Annotated in this window: 11 protein-coding genes; 6 read left to right on the top strand and 5 right to left on the bottom strand. The window is 71.6% G+C overall.

Translation table 11 applies throughout. The features are described from left to right. Nucleotides 1-3: 3 nt before the first annotated feature. Nucleotides 4-3,432: a CARDB domain-containing protein gene (locus tag AFM16_RS01590; RefSeq protein ID WP_078631839.1), complete on the bottom strand. Its 3,429-nt coding sequence runs from the start codon at nucleotides 3,430-3,432 to the stop codon at nucleotides 4-6. A gap of 432 nt (nucleotides 3,433-3,864) precedes the next feature. Here AFM16_RS01590 and AFM16_RS01585 point away from each other — a divergent pair, with 432 nt between their 5' ends. The 6 genes from AFM16_RS01585 to AFM16_RS01560 all read left to right on the top strand — a co-directional run bounded on the left by AFM16_RS01585 (nucleotide 3,865) and on the right by AFM16_RS01560 (nucleotide 14,706). Beyond that, complete coding sequence (locus AFM16_RS01585; RefSeq protein WP_078631837.1) at nucleotides 3,865-8,148, top strand: discoidin domain-containing protein; 4,284 nt, start codon at nucleotides 3,865-3,867, stop codon at nucleotides 8,146-8,148. A 99-nt stretch (nucleotides 8,149-8,247) separates the two neighbouring features. Further along, on the top strand, nucleotides 8,248-9,258 hold the full coding sequence (locus AFM16_RS01580; RefSeq protein ID WP_078631835.1) for a LacI family DNA-binding transcriptional regulator: 1,011 nt from the start codon (nucleotides 8,248-8,250) through the stop codon (nucleotides 9,256-9,258). A gap of 233 nt (nucleotides 9,259-9,491) precedes the next feature. Then, nucleotides 9,492-10,910, top strand: coding sequence for an ABC transporter substrate-binding protein (locus tag AFM16_RS01575; RefSeq protein ID WP_078631833.1), 1,419 nt, complete (start codon nucleotides 9,492-9,494; stop codon nucleotides 10,908-10,910). Between the two features lie 159 nt (nucleotides 10,911-11,069). Next, nucleotides 11,070-12,032, top strand: a complete 963-nt coding sequence (locus AFM16_RS01570; protein ID WP_078631831.1) for a carbohydrate ABC transporter permease — start codon at nucleotides 11,070-11,072, stop codon at nucleotides 12,030-12,032. A 19-nt stretch (nucleotides 12,033-12,051) separates the two neighbouring features. Continuing rightward, entirely contained in the window at nucleotides 12,052-12,927 is an 876-nt protein-coding gene (locus AFM16_RS01565; RefSeq protein ID WP_030780667.1) for a carbohydrate ABC transporter permease, read from the top strand. A 162-nt stretch (nucleotides 12,928-13,089) separates the two neighbouring features. After that, nucleotides 13,090-14,706, top strand: coding sequence for a glycoside hydrolase family 13 protein (locus tag AFM16_RS01560; protein ID WP_030780664.1), 1,617 nt, complete (start codon nucleotides 13,090-13,092; stop codon nucleotides 14,704-14,706). Between the two features lie 20 nt (nucleotides 14,707-14,726). Here AFM16_RS01560 and AFM16_RS01555 read toward each other — a convergent pair whose 3' ends face one another. The 4 genes from AFM16_RS01555 to AFM16_RS01540 all read right to left on the bottom strand — a co-directional run bounded on the left by AFM16_RS01555 (nucleotide 14,727) and on the right by AFM16_RS01540 (nucleotide 18,742). Next, the gene (locus AFM16_RS01555; protein WP_078631829.1) at nucleotides 14,727-15,647 is read right to left on the bottom strand and encodes an LLM class F420-dependent oxidoreductase; all 921 of its coding nucleotides are present in this window, start codon (nucleotides 15,645-15,647) and stop codon (nucleotides 14,727-14,729) included. Between the two features lie 87 nt (nucleotides 15,648-15,734). Then, entirely contained in the window at nucleotides 15,735-16,118 is a 384-nt protein-coding gene (locus AFM16_RS01550) for a MerR family transcriptional regulator (protein ID WP_078631827.1), read from the bottom strand. Between the two features lie 70 nt (nucleotides 16,119-16,188). Next, the gene (locus AFM16_RS01545) at nucleotides 16,189-17,223 is read right to left on the bottom strand and encodes an MDR family NADP-dependent oxidoreductase (protein WP_078631825.1); all 1,035 of its coding nucleotides are present in this window, start codon (nucleotides 17,221-17,223) and stop codon (nucleotides 16,189-16,191) included. Between the two features lie 67 nt (nucleotides 17,224-17,290). Then, nucleotides 17,291-18,742, bottom strand: a complete 1,452-nt coding sequence (locus tag AFM16_RS01540) for an MFS transporter (RefSeq protein WP_179123239.1) — start codon at nucleotides 18,740-18,742, stop codon at nucleotides 17,291-17,293. Nucleotides 18,743-18,799 lie beyond the last annotated feature (57 nt).

Genomic DNA, 18,799 nt, shown 5'->3' with positions numbered 1-18,799 from the left:
GGCTCAGTAGACGTCCCTCCGTCCCGTCGGGGCGTTCGGCGTCCCGGTGATGGTGAACTGCGAGCCCGGTTCGATCAGGACGTCGCCCTGGGCCGAGTTGGTGATCGTGACGCCGGACAGGGTGGCGCTGCCGCGGGCGCCGCTCATCGCGAGGATGCCGGAGCCGTTGTTGGACCTGTCGATGCGGACGTCGGTGATCTTCACGCCCGGCATCGCGCCGCCACCCGTCTTGAACTGGATGCCGTCGTACGTCGAGTCGAGGATCTCGGTGTCCCGGATCGTGACGCCCGGGATGTCCTGGCCCTGGGCGAACAGGGTGATCGCGCCGAACTCCTGGTCCTCGTTCCAGAACGCGCCGCCCGTGCGGTGCAGGGCGTTGCCCGCGATCAGGGTCTGACCGGTGAAGGGCAGCGGATCGTGGTCGGTGGCCAGCATGATGCCCGGATAGTTCATGGTGTCGGCGACGACGTTGTTCTCGATCGTGTTGCCGTAACCGCCGTACACCGCGATGCCGTTGGCCCGCCAGGGCAGTTGGATCGTGTTGTTGCGGAAGTGGTTGTCGTGGCCGATGTCCACCGAGGTGTCCTTCACGTACTTGCTGGCCCACACGGCGAGCGCGTCGTCGCCGGTGTTGCGGAAGGAGGAGTTGTAGACGGTGGAGTTGCGGGTGCCGTTGGCGAAGTTGATGCCGTCGGCGTAGGTGTTGCGGATACGGACGCCGGTGAACTCCAGCCCGTCTCCGGGGCCCCACAGCTCGGGGATGTTGGAGTAGTCGCGGCCCGCCCAGACACCCACGTTGGCGTGCTCGATCCACACGTTGGTGATCTTCGTGCCCTTGCCGAAGCGGCCGTTGAGGCCGACGCCGCCCTCGGCGTTGCCGTCGCCGCCGCGGATGGTGCCCGAGCCGAAGATGGCGATGTCGGAGATCTGGGTGTTGGAGTCGATGTCGAACCCGAAGTTGCCCTCGTGCGGGTGGTTGATGCCGCCCGCCTGGTGCGGCGGGGTCAGGGTGTAGAGCTGGGAGTGCCACATGCCCGCGCCGCGGATCGTGACGTCCCGGATGCCCACCTGGTTGAACTGGCCCCGGTCCAGCGGGTCGTCGGTGAGGATCTTCTGCTCCTGGCGCCACTGTCCGGCCGGAATCCAGACACAGGAGATCTGGCCGTTCTGGTCGGCGGTGACCGCCCGCTGGATGGCGTCGGTGTCGTCGATCCCGTCGTTGGGGACGGCGCCGTACTCGGTGATGGAGGCGCAGTTGGCCGGCTTCTGGGCCGGGGGCGCCACCTGCTCCAGGTCGATCAGGTCGATGATCTGGAAGGCGGCCGAGTCGTTGGCGTCGCGCTGGATGCGGAACACGGTGCCCGCCGGGTAGCTCCGGGAGAGCAGCGCGTGGGACTCGTCGAACAGGCGCCGCGCGTCACCGCCGGGCCGGTTGGTCAGCCCCTCGGGGTCGTCGGTACTGCCGTACAGCCAACTGTGCTTGGAGGACAGGGTCAGCTTCTGCACGAACGTGCCGTCGGCGTACAGGCTGACGGTGGCGTCCGCGCCGCCGCCGGACGCGGAGTCCGGGACGGAGTTGCGCACGACGACGGAGTTGGCCGCGTTCGTGGAGGTGAACTCCACGTACTGGCCGGTGGAGGTGAGCCGGACCGATTTGCGGCCTGAGGACTCGGTGGCGAAATTGGTGTGCCCGAAGGTGCGCTTCGCGTCGGTGGTGAGGAGGGTGCCGGTGTAACGGCCGTCCTCCGCCTCGTACTCGGTGTACGGCACAGCGGCGCCGCGTCCGACCACCAGGGACCGGGTGAACACGTTGTTGTTCTCGTTGGTCTCCGCGACGACCCCGGTGGCGTCGGCGGTCGCGGTGAGGGTGGCCCCGCCCGCGGTGGCCGTCCAGGTCCCGGCGATCGCCACGTTCACGGTGGCGTCGGGGGCCACCTGGCCGGTGGTGCCGTTGAGCGTGGTCGAGCCGGCCTGGAGGCGGGTCACCGAGCCCGCCGGGGCGGCGCTGGTGCCCCGGTTGTGCACGGCGACGGTGAAGGAGACGGCCTGCCCGACGGCCGGGTTGGCCGGGCTCGTGGTGATCGAGCGCACCTCCAGGTCGGGTCCTGGCGCCTGGCTGACGACCAGTCTGTTCGCGGCGGTGCGGCTGTTGTTGGTGTCGTCCAGCTCGGCGACGGTGTTGCGGGGATCGACGACGGCCGACACTCCGTAACTGCCCGCCGGACGGGTGCCGGTGGCGATGTCCACGGTCGCGGAGGCGCCCGGGTCCAGCGCGGGGACGGCGGCGCTGCCGGCGACCGTGCCCTCCACACTGACGTCGACGGTGGTGGCGGCGGACCGCGCGGTGCCCGCGTTGCGCACCCCGGCCTTGACGGTGACCGCGTCCCGCTCGCTGGGCGCCGCGGGCGTCCAGTCCAGGGTGGTGACCGTCAGATCGGGGGCGGGCGCGGCGGTGCCGACGACCTGGAACTCGGCCACCTGACCGCCGGGGGCACCGGAGTTGGCGGTGAAGTGCAGCCGTACGTCGGACCAGCGGCCGCTGACCGGGACGGTCACCGTGTTGCCGCTCGCCGGGCTGAAGGAGTACGACTTCGCGGCGGCCAGCGAGGTGAAGCCGCTCGCCGACTGCTGACGGCCCAGGACCTGGAAGGTCTGGGTGCGGGCCGCCCACACCGGGTCGGGGTTGAGCTTGACGACCACACCGGTCACATCGGCGTCGGCGCCCAGCTTCACGGTGAGGTCCGAGGGATGCCCGGCCGCCTCCCAGTAGGTGGCGGTGGAGTCGTCGGTGGCGTTGGCCGCCACATAGGTGTGCACGGAGGAGGTGGCCTCGACCGGCTTGTTGCGGGCGAGGTTGGTGCCGGCCGGCGGCGGGTCGCCCGGGTCGGTGCCGCCGTCCTCGCCGTAGACCTCCAGTTCGGAGAGCTGCGCGGCGTTCCAGCCGGTGTTGCCGGACACGTTGACGCGGACGTACCGCACGTCGGCGGGGGCGGCGAGGGCGACGGACACCGTGTTGGCCTGCGCCGGGTCGAACACCCGGACTGCCGAGGCCGCGAGGGTGCTGAAACCGGAGCCGTCGGTGCTGCCCTGCACGGACAGGGTCTCGTTGCGGCTGCCCCAGCCGGTCGGGAGCTTGAGCACCACCCGGTCCACCTCGCGGGCCGCGCCGAGGTCGACCTGCGCCCACTGCGGGAAGGACCCCGCCGGGCCCTCCCAGTAGGTGGCCTGGACACCGTCGGTGAGGTTGCGGGCGGGGTACTCGGCGTGCGCGCCGCCCGCGGTGGCGGGGCGGCCGAGGGCGAGGTTGACGTCGGCCGCGGCGACGGCCGCGTGGGTGGGGGAGGCGAAGGCCGGCGTCAGCAGGCCGGCTGTCAGGAGTCCGGCGACGACCGCGCCGGTCACGGGCCGGCGGCCCGGTGGTCTCCATCGCATGAGGTCCTCTGTTCGGTCGGTGGACGTGGGGGAGGCACGGCGGTCGAGCCGGGGAAACACCCGCCGTGCGCATAAATTGAGTGGGGAAGTCGATTCTTTGCGGAAAGTACGCCCACAGGTTTCTAGCGTGTCTCCGCTTTGTCAACGGTCCCGGCAGCAGCCGGAGTTGGGCACGCAAGCGGCTTGCGTGGCGATGGATCCGCTTGCGTTCTCGTGAAAGCCCGCACGAAAGTCGCTGGCAGCGGCCCTTCGCCAGGTCGGGGCGGTGAAGGCCGGGTTCGGCGGCCGCTGCCGGGACGGTGGACGAACCCCTACCGTTCTGCAACTCTCTGATCGATCAACGCAAAAGCGGTGCCATGACCCGCACATTGAGGCGTGCGCGCCGTCTGCCATGAGGCACCCCTTTCACCCCTTCCACCAGATCGGGGACCGATGAGACCGCAACGTCGGGGATGGCGCGCGATGGCCGCCGTCCTCACCACCACCCTGCTGATGCTGGGCGGGCCCGCCCTGACCGCCGCGGAGGCGGCCGACGGCCCGAACCTGGCCGCCGGACGGCCCACGGCCGCCAGCAGCTCGCACGCCGAGTACGCCGCCCGCAACATCACCGACGGCGACCAGGGCTCCTACTGGCAGAGCGCGGGCAGCGCCCTGCCGCAGTGGGTCCAGGCCGACCTCGGCTCCACCGCCCGCATCGACGAGGTCGTGCTGAAGCTGCCCGCGTCCTGGGAGACCCGCAGCCAGACCCTGTCCGTGCAGGGCAGCGCCGACGGCACCAGCTTCACCACCCTGAAGGCGTCCGCCGCCTACACCTTCAGCCCCGGCTCGGCCAACACCGTCACGGTGGCCTTCCCGGCCGGGCAGACCCGGTACGTCCGGGTCGAGATCACCGCCAACACCGGCTGGCAGGCCGCCCAGTTGTCCGAGCTGGAGGTGCACGCGGCGGGCGAGTCCTCCACCAACCTCGCCCGCGGCCGCACCCTCACCGCCAGCAGCCACACCGAGACGTACGTGCCCGCCAACGCCGCCGACGGCAACAAGGCCAGCTACTGGGAGAGCCGCAACAACGACCTCCCGCAGTGGATCCGGGCCGACCTCGGCTCCTCCCTCGGCGTCAACCGGGTGGTGCTGAAACTCCCCGACGGCTGGGGCGCCCGCACCCAGACCCTGAAGATCCAGGGCAGCGCCAACGGCAGCGACTTCACCGACCTGACGGCCTCCCGCGCCCACCAGTTCGCGCCCGCCGACGGCAACACGGTGACGATCACCTTCGACACCGCCACCACCCGGTACGTCCGGGTCCTGGTCACCGCCAACACCGGCCAGCCCGCCGCCCAGTTGTCCGAGCTGGAGGTCTACGGACCGGCCACCGGCGACACCCAGGCCCCCACGGCTCCCGCGAACCTGGCGTTCACCGAGCCGTCGGCCGGGCAGATCCGGCTGACGTGGAACGCCTCCACCGACGACACCGGCGTCACCGGCTACGACGTCTACGCGAACAACGAGCTGCTGACCTCGGTCGCCGGCAACGTCACCACCTACACCGACACCCGGCCCGCGAGCGCCACGGTCTCCTACTTCGTGCGCGCCAAGGACGCCGCGGGCAACGTCTCCGGCAACAGCAACACCGTCACCCGCCGCGGCGAGACCGGCGACACCCAGGCGCCCACCGCTCCCGCGAACCTGGCGTTCACCGAGCCGTCCGCCGGGCAGATCCGGCTGACCTGGAACGCCTCCACCGACAACACCGGCGTCACCGGCTACGAGGTGTACCGGGACAACACCCTGCTGACCACGGTCGCGGGCAATGTCACCACCTACACCGACAGCCGCCCGGCCACCGTGACAGTGTCCTACTTCGTGCGGGCCAAGGACGCCGCCGGGAACGTCTCGGGCGACAGCAACACCGTGACCCGTACCGGCACGTCGGGCCCCGGCTCCAACCTGGCCGTCGGCAAGCCGATCACGGCCTCCTCGACCGTGCACACCTTCGTGGCCGAGAACGCCAACGACAACTCCACCAGCACCTACTGGGAGGGTTCCGGACACCCCGCCACCCTCACCGTGAAGCTCGGCGCCAACGCCGACGTCACCTCGCTGGTCCTGCGCCTCGACCCCGACAGCTCCTGGGGCCCACGCTCCCAGACCGTCCAGGTCCTCGGCCGTGAGCAGTCCGCGAGCGGCTACACCTCGCTGGTCGCCGCGAAGGAGTACGCCTTCAGCCCGTCGAGCGGCAACTCCGTGACCGTCCCGGTCACCGCGCGGGTCGCCGACGTCCAGTTGCGCTTCACCGCCAACTCCGGTGCCCCGGCCGGGCAGATCGCCGAGTTCCAGGTGATCGGCACCGCCGCGCCCAACCCCGATCTGGAGGTCACCTCGCTGACCGCCTCGCCGGCCTCGCCCGTCGAGTCGGACCCCGTCACCCTGTCCGCGACCGTCCGCAACAGCGGCGAGAGCGCGGCGCCCGCCAGCAGCCTCGCGCTGCGGCTCAACGGCACCAAGGTCGCCACCGCGGCCGTCGGCCCCCTGGCCGCCGGGGCGCAGACCACCGTCAGCGCCTCGATCGGCGCCCGCGACGCCGGGACGTACCAGCTCAGCGCCGTCGCCGACGACGGCGACCAGGTCATCGAGCAGAACGAGACCAACAACACCTACACCGCGCCGACCGCGCTCACCGTCCGCCCGGTCAGCAGCTCCGACCTGGTCCCGGTGGTCACCGTCTCGCCCTCGGGACCGGCCGCGGGCGACACCGTCACCTTCCGGGTCGCCGTGCGCAACCAGGGCACCACGGCCTCGGCGGGCGGCGGACACGCCCTCACCGTCACCCTGCTCGACTCCCGCGGCGCCACCGTCCGTACCCTGACGGGTTCTTACGACGGGACGATCGCCGCCGGCGCCACCACCGCGCCGGTCTCCGTCGGCACCTGGACCGCCGCCAACGGCACCTACACGGTCCGTGCGACGGTCGCCGCCGACGGCAACGAACTCCCCGTGAAGCGCGAGAACAACACCGTCGAGCAGTCCCTGTTCGTGGGACGCGGCGCCCACATGCCGTACGACATGTACGAGGCGGAGGACGCCGCCACCGGCGGCGGCGCCACCACCGTCGGACCCAACCGCACCGTCGGAGACCTCGCGGGCGAGGCGTCCGGCCGCAAGGCCGTCACCCTCAACAGCACCGGCGAGTATGTGGAGTTCACCACCCGGGCGGCCACCAACACCCTGGTGACCCGCTTCTCCATCCCCGACGCGGCGGGCGGCGGCGGCACCGACGCCACCCTGAACGTCTACGTCGACGGCACCTTCCGCAAGGCCCTGCCGCTCACCTCGCGGTACGCCTGGCTGTACGGCGCCGAGGCATCGCCCGGCAACGCGCCCTCCGCGGGCGCCCCGCGCCACATCTACGACGAGGCGCACCTGATGCTGGGCGAGACCGTCCCGGCGGGTGCGAAGATCCGGCTCCAGAAGGACACCGCGAACACCTCCCGCTACGCGATCGACTTCGTCAGCCTGGAACAGGTCGCGCCGATCGCCAACCCCGACCCGGCGGCGTACACCGTCCCGGCCGGATTCACCCACCAGGACGTGCAGAACGCCCTGGACCGGGTGCGCATGGACACCACCGGCCGGCTCACCGGCGTCTATCTGCCGCCGGGCGACTACCAGACGTCGTCCAAGTTCCAGGTGTACGGCAAGGCCGTCCAGGTCGTCGGCGCCGGGCCCTGGTACACCCAGTTCCACGCCCCGGCCGGGCAGGAGAACACCGACGTCGGCTTCCGGGCCGAGGCGAGCGCCAAGGGCTCCGCGTTCCGCGGCTTCGCCTACTTCGGCAACTACACCTCGCGCATCGACGGACCGGGCAAGGTCTTCGACTTCGCCAACGTCTCCGACATCGTCATCGACAACACCTGGACCGAGCACATGGTGTGCCTGTACTGGGGCGCCAACACCGACCGGATGACGATCAGCAACGCCCGCATCCGCAACACGTTCGCCGACGCGATCAACATGACCAACGGGTCGACGGACAACCACGTCGTCAACAACGAGTCGCGCGCCTCCGGCGACGACAGCTTCGCGCTGTTCTCGGCGATCGACGCGGGCGGCGCCGACATGAAGGACAACCTCTACGAGAACCTGACCTCACTGCTGACCTGGCGGGCCGCGGGCATCGCCGTGTACGGCGGCTACGACAACACCTTCCGCAACATCCACATCGCCGACACCCTGGTCTACTCCGGCATCACCATCAGCTCGCTGGACTTCGGCTACCCGATGAACGGCTTCGGCACCGCCCCGACGACGGTGGAGAACGTCTCCGTGGTCCGCTCCGGCGGGCACTTCTGGGGCGCCCAGACCTTCCCCGGGATCTGGCTGTTCTCCGCGTCCAAGGTGTTCCAGGGCATCCGGATCAACGACGTCGACATCGTCGACCCGACCTACTCCGGGATCATGTTCCAGACGCAGTACATCGGCGGCCAGCCGGTGAACCCGATCAAGGACACCGTCCTCACCGACATCTCGGTGAGCGGCGCCCGCAAGAGCGGGGACGCCTTCGACGCCAAGTCCGGCTTCGGACTGTGGGCGAACGAGCTGCCCGAGCCCGGTCAGGGCCCGGCGGTCGGCGAGGTCACGATCAACGGGCTGCGCCTGAACGGCAACGCCGTGGACATCCGGAACACCACCTCCACCTTCAAGATCAACATCAACCCCTGATCATCGGCCCGTAAGACGGCCATCGATCCTGACGGAAAACGAACATCGGAGCCAAGGTTGGCGCAAGCCGTTTGCATGGCTTGCGCTAACCTTGCGCTCATGACGCGACGACTTGCTCAGGTAGCCAAGAAGGTAGGGGTCAGCGAGGCCACGGTCAGCCGGGTGCTCAACGGCAAGCCGGGGGTCTCCGAGTCCACCCGCCAGTCCGTGCTGACCGCGCTGGACGTGCTCGGCTACGAGCGCCCCACCCAGTTGCGCGGCGAACGCGCCCGTCTGGTGGGACTGGTCCTGCCGGAGCTGCAGAACCCGATCTTCCCGCTGTTCGCCGAGGTCATCGGCGGCGCGCTGGCCCAGCAGGGACTGACCCCGGTGCTGTGCACCCAGACCAAGGGCGGGGTCTCCGAGGCGGACTACGTCGATCTCCTCCTCCAGCAGCACGTCTCCGGCGTGGTCTTCGCCGGCGGGCTGTTCGCGCAGGCCGACGCCCCGCACGACCACTACCGGCAGCTCGCCGAACGCCGTATCCCGGTGGTCCTCATCAACGCCCCCATAGAGGAACTGGACTTCCCCTGCGTCTCCTGCGACGACGCCGTCGCGGTGGAGCAGGCGTGGCGCCATCTGTCCCTGCTGGGCCACGAGCGCATCGGCGTGGTGCTCGGCCCCGGCGACCACGTGCCCTCCCGGCGCAAGCTCGCCGCCGCCCGCGCCGCGGCCGAGGCGGCCGGCGCCCCGCTGCCCGACGAGCGGGTGGAGCGCTCGATGTTCTCCCTGGAGGGCGGCCAGGCGGCCACCTCGCGCCTGCTGGACCGCGGGGTCACCGGCATCATCTGCGCCAGCGACCCGCTCGCCCTGGGCGCCATCAGGGCCGCCCGGCGACGCGGTCTGGCGGTGCCCGAGCAGGTGTCGGTCGTCGGCTTCGACGACTCCGCCTTCATGAACTGCACCGAACCCCCGCTGACCACCGTGCGCCAGCCCATCGAGGCCATGGGGCGGGCCGCCGTCGAGCTGCTGTGCACCCAGATCCAGGGCGGCGAAGTGCCGCCCGGCGAGCTGCTGTTCGAGCCCGAACTGGTCGTGCGCGGCTCGACCGCCCAGGCGCCGCGCGCCTGAGGCCCGCCGCGCACACCCCGTCGCGTCATCCGGCCGGTCCACGCAAGAGCCGTGGACCGGCCGCGTCATGTCCGTGCCGGTCCCGGCCGCTCCATGTGCGTTGCTCTGTCAAGCAATTGCGAATTCAGCGCGAGATATTGCGCAGTCTTGTGGGTGGTGGTTGAGTGTGCGGCGCCCCACCTCGCACCGGCGACGGGGCACCTTCCACGTTCATGCCCGAAGGGGACCCACCCATGAGAAGAGCTCGGTTCCGCCGCACCCGCCGCGCCGGCGCGGTCACCCTCGTCTCCGCCCTGACGCTGACGGCACTCGCCGCCTGCGGCACGAGCAGCAGCAGCGATGACGGCGACGACGGCAACGGGAGCGGCGCGAACACCGACGCCGCCGCGCCGCTGGACCCCAAGACCAAGGTGACCATCACCATCGACTGCATGCCGCCGGCGGCCAAGAAGGCCGAGCTCAAGGAGTGGAACGAGGACGTCAAGGAGTTCAACAAGACGTACCCCAACGTCACGATCGAGGGCCGCTCCACCCCGGGCCAGTGTCTGGAGCCGCCGCGCTTCACCGCGATGCTCAAGGCCAAGTCCCAGCCCGACGTGTTCTACACCTACTTCACCGACCTGGAGCAGGTCCTCGACAACGACGGCGCCCAGGACATCAGCGCCTACGTCAACGACAAGACCGTGCCGCTTCTCAAGGACATCGACCCGGACGTCCTCGGCTCGCTCAAGAAGGACGACAAGCTCTACGGCCTGCCCACCAGCAACTACCGTATGGGCCTGCTGATCAACCGCACGCTCTTCGAGAAGGCGGGCCTCGACCCCGACACCCCGCCCGCCACCTGGGACGAGGTCCGGGCCGCGGCCAAGAAGATCGCCGGCCTGGGCGGCGGCGTCGCCGGCTTCGGCGAGTACAGCGCGGCCAACACCGGCGGCTGGCACTTCACCGCGCAGATGTACAGCCTCGGCGGAGACGTCGTGGACGCCTCCGGCACCAAGGCCGCCTTCAACGACGCGATCGGCAAGCAGGTCGCCGAGAACCTCCACGCGATGCGCTGGGAGGACGACTCCATGGGCAAGACCCAGTTGCTGAAGTGGGGCGACCTCCAGAAGCAGATCGCCACCGACAAGCTCGGCATGTTCCTCGCCGCGCCCGACGACGTGACCTACATGGTCCAGCAACTCGGCGCCAAGTACGAGAACTTCGGCATGGGCCCGATCCCCGGCGGCAAGAACACCCTCGCCGGCGGCAACAACTACATGATCAAGAAGGGCATTTCGCCCGACAAGGTCAAGGCCGCGATCGCCTGGCTCAACTTCAAGTTCACCACCGTCGGCAAGGGCCAGTACGACTGGGAGCGCACCAAGGCCGACGGTCTGCCCGTCGGACTCCCGCAGCCCAACCTGTGGCTGAACGACAGCAAGACCAAGGACGACGCCGCCCGCGTCGAGTTCGCCACCATGCCGGTGCAGAACTTCAAGGCGTTCATGGACAACCCGGTGCCGGGCAAGGCCGAACCCCCGAAGGCGCAGGAGATCTACAAGGTCCTCGACAACGTGATGTCGGGCATCCTCACCAACAAGGACGCCGACATCGACAAGCTCCTGTCGACGGCGGAGACCCAGGTGAACCAGGTCCTCGCCAACCAGTGACCCCCGCGGGGCCGGGCGGTCTCACACCGCCCGGCTCGCGAGCGCGCCCACGGCCCGCCCCCTTCCGGCGGGCCCGGCGCCCGTCCGCCCACGTCACGCGCCCGTCACGCGCCCGGACCGGCCCGTCCGGCAACGCCGCAGCACGACCGAGGAGCACCCATGTCGGCCCCCACCCTCACCCAGGACCCGGCGGCCAAGGACCGCCGCCCCCGCCGGCCGCGCGCCGGCGCCGTCCGGCCCCCGGCCGGGGGCCTCGGCAAGGCCCTGCGCCGCAATGTCACCGCCCACGGATTCCTCATCGGCGCGGTGCTCTGCTTCGCCTTCTTCTCCTGGTACCCGATCGTCCGGGAGTTCCTGCTCGCCTTCCAGAAGACCGACGACGGCCAGGTGAGCTGGGTCGGCTGGGACAACTTCGTCACCGTCTGGAACGACCCGGCCTTCGGCCAGGCATGGCGCAACACCCTGTGGTTCACCGCCCTCGCGCTCGTCCTCGGCTTCGCCGTCCCCTTCCTCACCGCGCTCGTCATCAACGAGTTCCGGCACGGTCAGGGCTATCTGCGGCTGCTGGTCTACCTGCCCGTCATGCTGCCGCCCACCGCGTCCGTGCTGCTCTTCAAGTACCTGTACGACCCCGGGTACGGCATGTTCAACGAGGTGCTCGGGGTCTTCGGCATCCCGGCCCAGCAGTGGCTCCAGGACCCCGACACCGCGATGCTCTCCGTCGTCGTCGCCTCCACCTGGATGAACATGGGCGGCGCGACCCTCATCTACCTGGCCGCCCTCCAGGGCGTCCCCGGCGAGCTGTACGAGGCCGCCGAACTCGACGGGGCCGGCCTGCTGCGCAAGGTGTGGCACGTGACGATCCCGCAGACCCGGCTCGTCCTGGCGCTGATGCTGCTCATGCAGATCATCGCCACCATGCAGGTCTTCATCGAGCCCTTCCTGCTGACCGGCGGCGCCGGACCCGAGGGCTCCACCACGACCGTCGTCTATCTGATCTACCAGTACGCCTTCAACTTCAACAACTACGGTGCCGCGGCGGCGCTCGGCCTGATCCTGCTCGTACTGCTGGCCGGCTTCTCGGCCCTGTACACCAGGCTCAACCGCGCCACGGAAGAGTAGGACCGGGGGAGACACGGACATGTCCACACGCACGCTCATCTCACCCGCCCGCCTCGCCCGACCGCGCGGCAAGCTGCTCTACTGGCTGTGCTTCGCGCTCGTCGTCGCCCTGTTCACGCTGGCCTTCCTCGGCCCGCTGTACTGGATGGTGTCCGGCGGACTCAAGACCACCCAGGAAGCCGTCCAGACACCCCCCACCTGGGTGCCCGGCTCCGTCCACCCGGAGAACTACCAGCGGGCCTGGGAGGTGATGGACCTCGCCCGACTCCTCCTCAACACCCTCTACTACGCGTTCGGCGCCCTCGCCTTCCAGCTCGTCCTGGACGTCGCCGCCGCCTACTCCCTGTCCAAGCTGCGGCCCGTCCTCGGCAAGGCGATCCTCGGGATGATGCTGGTCACCCTGATGATCCCGGCGACCGTCCTCGTCGTCCCGCAGTACCTCACCGTGCTGGACGTGCCGATCGTCGAACGCAACCTGCTCAACTCGCCCTGGGCGATCTGGCTGCCGTCCGTCACCAACGCCTTCAGCATCTTCCTGCTGAAGCGGTTCTTCGACTCCATCCCCAAGGAACTCCTCGACGCGGCCTCCATGGACGGCGCCGGCCCGCTGCGCATCCTGTGGTCGCTCGTCCTGCCGATCTCCCGGCCCATCCTCGGCGTGGTGTCCATCTTCGCGGTCGTCGGCGTCTGGAAGGACTTCCTCTGGCCGATGCTGGTGCTGCCCGACCCGACCGGCCAGACCCTCGCCGTCGGCATCTACTCGCTCGCCACCAGCGTGCCCGAGAACGTGCTGATCGCCGCCCTCACCATCGCCTCCCTGCCGACCCTGCTGCTGTTCCTGGTCTTCCAGCGCAACATCATGAGCGGACTGACCGCGGGCGGCCTCAAGGGCTGACCCCCACCCCGCCCGGCACCGGCGTCCCTCCTCCCGGGCCGGCCGGCGAACGCCCCCCGGACCGCCGGTACCCCTTCCGATCCTCCGCCGCCGCCCCGTCCTCGACGCCCCGCTGTCCGGGGCGGCGGCGGAGAACCACCCCTGCCCCGAAAGGACCGTCACGTGGCAGCCCCGCACCCCGACAAGAACCCCGCCCCCTCGGACGACTGGTGGCGTGGCGCTGCCATCTACCAGGTGTACCCCCGCAGTTTCGCCGACGGCGACGGCGACGGCACCGGGGACCTCGCGGGCGTACGGGCCAGACTGCCCTACCTCGCCGAACTCGGCGTCGACGCCATCTGGTTCACCCCCTGGTACCTCTCGCCGCTCGCCGACGGCGGCTACGACGTCGCCGACTACCGCACCATCGACCCCGCCTTCGGCACCCTGGAGGAGGCCGAGCGGCTCATCACCGAGGCGCGCGCCCTCGGCATCCGCACCATCGTCGACATCGTGCCCAACCACGTCTCCGACCAGCACCCCTGGTTCAAGGCCGCCCTCGCCGCCGGACCCGGCAGCCCCGAACGCAAGCTGTTCCACTTCCGCCCCGGCCGCGGCGAGCACGGCGAACTCCCGCCCAACGACTGGCCGTCGCAGTTCTCCGGCCAGACCTGGACCCGCGTCGAGGACGGCGAGTGGTACCTGCACCTCTTCACCCCGCAGCAGCCCGACCTCAACTGGGCCCACCCGGCGGTCCGCGAGGAACACGAGGACGTCCTGCGGTTCTGGTTCGAACGGGGCGTGGCCGGCGTACGCATCGACTCCGCCGCGCTGCCCGCCAAGGACCCCGACCTGCCCGACTTCGTCGAGGGCCGCGACCCCCACCCGTACATCGACCGCGACGAGTTGCACGAGATCTACCGCTCCTGGCGGCGCGTCGCCGACGCCTACGGCGGCGTCTTCGTCGGCGAGGTCTGGCTGCCCGACGCCGAGCGCTTCGCCCGCTATCTGCGCCCCGACGAACTGCACACCGCGTTCAACTTCAACTTCCTGGCCTGCCCCTGGGACGCGGAGCGGCTGCGCGCCGCCATCGACGACACCCTCGCCGAGCACGCCCCGGTCGGCGCCCCCGCCACCTGGGTGCTGTGCAACCACGACGTCACCCGCACGGTCACCCGCTACGGCCGTACGGACACCGGATTCGACTTCGCCGCAAAGGAGTTCGGCACCCCGACCGACCTGACGCTCGGCACCCGCCGGGCCCGTGCCGCCGCCCTCCTCACCCTCGCCCTGCCCGGCTCCGTCTACCTCTACCAGGGCGAGGAACTCGGCCTGCCCGAGGCGGACATCCCGCGCGACCGCATCCAGGACCCGATGCACTTCCGCTCCGGCGGCACCGATCCCGGCCGCGACGGCTGCAGGGTCCCGCTGCCCTGGACCGCCGACGCCCCGCACGCCGGTTTCGGCTCGGACACGGAACCCTGGCTGCCGCAGCCCGCCGGCTGGTCCGCGTACGCCGCCGACCTCCAGGCCGCCGACCCCGGCTCGATGCTGGTCCTCTACCGCACCGCGCTCCGGCTGCGCCGCACCGAACCGGGCCTCGGGGACGGGCCCCTGGAGTGGCTGCCCGCCCCCGACGGGGTCCTCGCGTTCCGCCGGTCGCCCGGCCTGGTCTGCGTGGTCAACCTGGCCGCCGCCCCGGCCGTCCTGCCCGGCCACGAGGAGATCCTGCTCGCCAGCGGCCCGCTGGACGACGCGGGCCGGCTGCCGGCCGACACGGCGGTCTGGCTGCGTGCCTGAGCCCCTGAAGGGAGGTCGGGTCAGCCGTTCGCCAGCTCGCCCAGCAGCTTCCAGGTGCGCAGACGGTCCTCGTCGCCGCCCAGGTCCGTCGCCGTGAACACCACCTCCGTGGCCCCGGCCTCACGGTAGCGCCGCACCTCGGCGGCGACGGTCTCCTCGTCGCCGAGGGCGGCCAGGTCGACGGCCCGGGTGCCGCCCGAGAGTCCGATGACACGCTGGTAGGACGGGAACTGCTCGTAGAACGCGAGCTGTTCGGTCGCGGTCTCCCGTACGGCGTCGAGGTCGCCGGTGACCACACCGGGCACACAGGCCACGATCCGGGGCGCCGGCCGCCCCGCCGCCGAGGCCGCCGCGGTGACGGCCGGGACGATGTGCTCGTCGAGGGCGCGCGGCCCGGCCAGCAACGGCAGGATGCCGTCGGCGAGTTCGCCGGACACCCGCAGCGACTGCGGCGCCATGGCGGCGACGAGCACCGGCACCGGTGTCTCGGCGCCGCCCGGCACGGTCGCCGGGAGCGGTGTGGTGGCGGTGAGGAGTTCGCCGTGGAAGTCGGCGCTGCCCGACTCCAGCAGCGGGCGCAGGGCCGTGAGGAACTCGCGGAGCCGGGCGATCGGGCGCTCGTAGGGGATGCCGAAGCCGGTCTCCGTCAGGTACTTGGTGCCGAGCGCGAGTCCGAGGTGGTAGCGCCCTGCGGTGGCGGCCTGCGCGGTCTGGGCCTGGCTGGAGACGAGCAGCGGATGCCGGCCGAAGACCGGGATCGCCGCGGTCCCCACGTGCAGTCCGGGCACCTCACGGCCGACGATCGCGGCGAGCGAGGGGGAGTCGTACCCGAAGGTCTGCCCGAACCAGACGGAGCGCAGTCCGGCCTCGTGGGCCTCGCGCGCGAGCCGCACCGTGGTGTCGATCGAGTGGTGGACGGGGAGTGCTACGCCAATGCTCATACCGGCGCAACGGGCGTGCCCGGCAAGGGAATTCCGGCTCGCGGATGACAAACATGTGGCGGCTTTGTTGCGCCGCCGCCGGTGCGGTCAGCCGGCCCGGTGCTCAATACCCGCGGCCCGCAGGGCGAGTTCGGTGCGCTGCCGGGTCAGCCGGCCGATCTCCGCGTCCAGCGCGGCGATCCTGCGGTCGACGACCCCCGAGCCCGGGACGCCGGAGTCGGGCTGTCCGCACCGCCGTCGGGGATCCTCGACCAGCAGGTCGATCCGGTCGGCGACGGTCCGCAGATCCTCCACGGTCAGCCCGAGCGCGAGCAGTTCACGGATCACCCGGACCCGGGCCACCTCGCCGGGCCCGTACTCGCGCTGCCCGGTGGCGGTGCGCCCGGGCGGCGGCAGCAGGCCCCGCTCCTCGTAGAACCGCAGTGCCCGCGGGGTGGTCCCCGCCGCTTCCGCCGCATCCCCGATCCGCATGTCCGCCTCTCGCGCCAGGACCCGGCCTCCGCGGCCGGGCCGTGGTCGCCGAGCCCGCGCACGGCGACCGTCACACCGGCGGCAACTCCACGACCAGGGTCCCGAGATGCCGCCCCTCGAAGAGTTCCTGCAACGCTCCGGGCGCGCGGTCCATTCCCGTGATCCGCGCGTACGGGAAGGTGATCTCGCCGGAGCGCAGCCAGCCCCCGAAGCGCTCGGTCCACTCCCGCGGCACGTCCGGATGGTCGACGCCGCTGTAGCCGCGCAGCGACACGCCGAGGGTCACGAGCCGGAAGGTGTCGATCTCCGCGGGCGCGCTGCCGCCGTCCCGGTCCGGCGCCAACTGCCCCGACAGCGCGCCGACCAGAGCGAACCGGGCACCCCTGCGGGCGGCGCCGACGGCCGCGGCGAGCTGGTCCCCGCCGACGGTGTCGAGCAGGACGTCGATGCCGTCCGGCGCCGCCGTGGCCAACTGCTCGCCGAGCGACCCCTGTCCGGGCACCACGACCGCGTCGTAGCCCAGTTCGGTCCGCAGCCGCTCGGCCTTCTCCGCCGACCGGGTGCTCCCGACGACCCGCGCGGCCCCGAGCAGCCGCGCCACGGGGCCCGCGAGCGTGCCCACGGCGCCCGCCGCACCCGTGACGAACACCGTGTCCCCGGGGCGGACTTCGGCGAGCCGGGTCAGCGCGCCGTAGGCCGACGACCCGGACGACAGATGGGCCACCGGGTCGGGCAGCGCGTCGCCCACCGGCGCGCAGTCCGCCGCCGCGACGAGCGCGTGCTCGCGCCAGCCGAGCAGATGCGTGACCACGTCCCCCGGCCGCAGCGGGGTGTCGGGCCCGGCGGCGACGACCTCGCCGACGGTGGGACCGAACAGCGTGTCACCCGCGTGGATACTGGGCAGCGGAACCCCTTCGACCTTGCCGCCGATCAGCGTGCGCAGCCCGGGGAACACGAGGAACCACCGGTTGCGTACGACGACCTGTCCCGGGCCGGGGACGGGCAGCGGCTCCTCGGTGATCGCGAAGTTCCCGGGCACGGGCAGGCCGGCGGGGACGTCCACGAGCGTGATCGACCGGGTCGTGGCAGGCAGGGCGGAGGTCATGTGCGGGCTCCTGAAGGGGTGTCGGGGACCGGGCGCGCCGGACCGTCCGGCCCGGGGCGCGCCGAAGCTAACCCTTGACGTGCACGTCAGAGGCAAGAGGCGGCCGGATCCCGGGCGGGGTCGAAGCCGTCAGGCGGGGGCGCAGGAGCGACAGGACGGCGGCCGCCGCGAGCAGCCCGGCGCACAGCAGCGTCGCGTGCGCGAACGCCGCACGGGGATCGCCCGACGGCCCCGACGTGCCGCGCAGATAGCTCCCCGAGACGGCGCTCAGCGCGATGGCCGCCGCGATCCGCTGGGCCATCTGGAGGATGCCGCCGGCCACCCCTGCGGCCTCGGCCGGGGCGTGCTGGAGCACCAGGGCCTGGTTGGGGGCGATGGTGAGCCCGGCGGCGGCACCGGACAGCAGTTGGACCACCGTGAGAAGCAGCGGCAGGTGGGCGCGCGGTGCGGTGACGGCGACGGCCGCGCCGGCCAGCAGGGTGAGCACGCCCAGGGCGAGCCCGAGCGTGACGGTGTGCGGTCCGAGGCGGCGCACCACCCGCCAGGCCACGGCCGAGGAGACACCCATGGCCGCCGCCGACGGCAGGGTGACCAGGGCGGCGGTGAGCGCGGACAGCCCCAGGCCGCTCTGCAGGAACACGGTCAGCACCAGCGTCGCGGCCAGCGAGGAGCCGAAGCCGGCCATCGCGACAGCCGTCCCGAGCGTGTAGGGGCGCGAGCGCGGCAGCGACGGATGCACCAGCGGGACCCGGCCCGACCGGACCCGGAAGCGATGTCCCGCGACCAGACAGCAGAGGGCCCCGACGGCGGCGCCCGCCCACAGGGCCGTCTCCACGGCTCCGCCCGGCGTCCTGATGAACGGCACCATCAGCGCCAGCGTCAGCGCGCCCGTCCACCCGAGCCCCCACCAGTCGAGCCGGCTGTGTCCGGCGGTCCGCCGGGGAGCCGGGAACCAGCGGAACGCCAGCCACAGGGTGACGATCCCGCAGGGCGCGCTGAGAAGCAGACACAGCCGCCACCCGAGGTCCGGTCCGAACGCCGCGACCAGGGCGCCGCCGAGCGGAGGCCCCAGGGCCGCGGCGACACCGCCCGTGACGGCGTACAGGCCCAGCGCCCGCGCCCGGCCGACGCCGCTGAAGTGGTCCTGGAGCGTGCCGATGACCTGCGAGTTGACCAGCCCCGCCCCGGCGCCCTGCACCAGCCGTGCCGCGATCACCAGGTCCGCGCGCGTACCGGCGGCGGCGACCGCGCCGAAGACCACGAACGCCGACAGCCCGGCCAGGAAGAGGTGTTTGCGCCCGTGCACATCGCCGAGACTGCCGCCCGGCACCAGCATCAGACCGAAGGCCAGCGAGTACCCGGCGACGATCCACTGCACATCCGTGGCACCCGCCTCCAGCGACCGACGCAGCGCCGGCACCGCGATGTTGAGGACCGACTGGTCGAGCAGGGTCGTGACGCCGGCCGCCATGCACACCGTCAGCACCCGCCGGGCGGCGCGATCTTCTCCCGGGAGCATGCGCACATGGTCACACCGGCCCCGGACCCCTGTCTCCCGCCCGGCCGCCCTGTTCGC

This window comes from Streptomyces antibioticus (assembly GCF_002019855.1).
In the GTDB taxonomy this organism is placed as follows: domain Bacteria; phylum Actinomycetota; class Actinomycetes; order Streptomycetales; family Streptomycetaceae; genus Streptomyces; species Streptomyces antibioticus_B.
The sequence above is the reverse complement of the archived record's forward strand: the minus strand, read 5'-3'. Positions and strand labels throughout refer to the sequence as shown.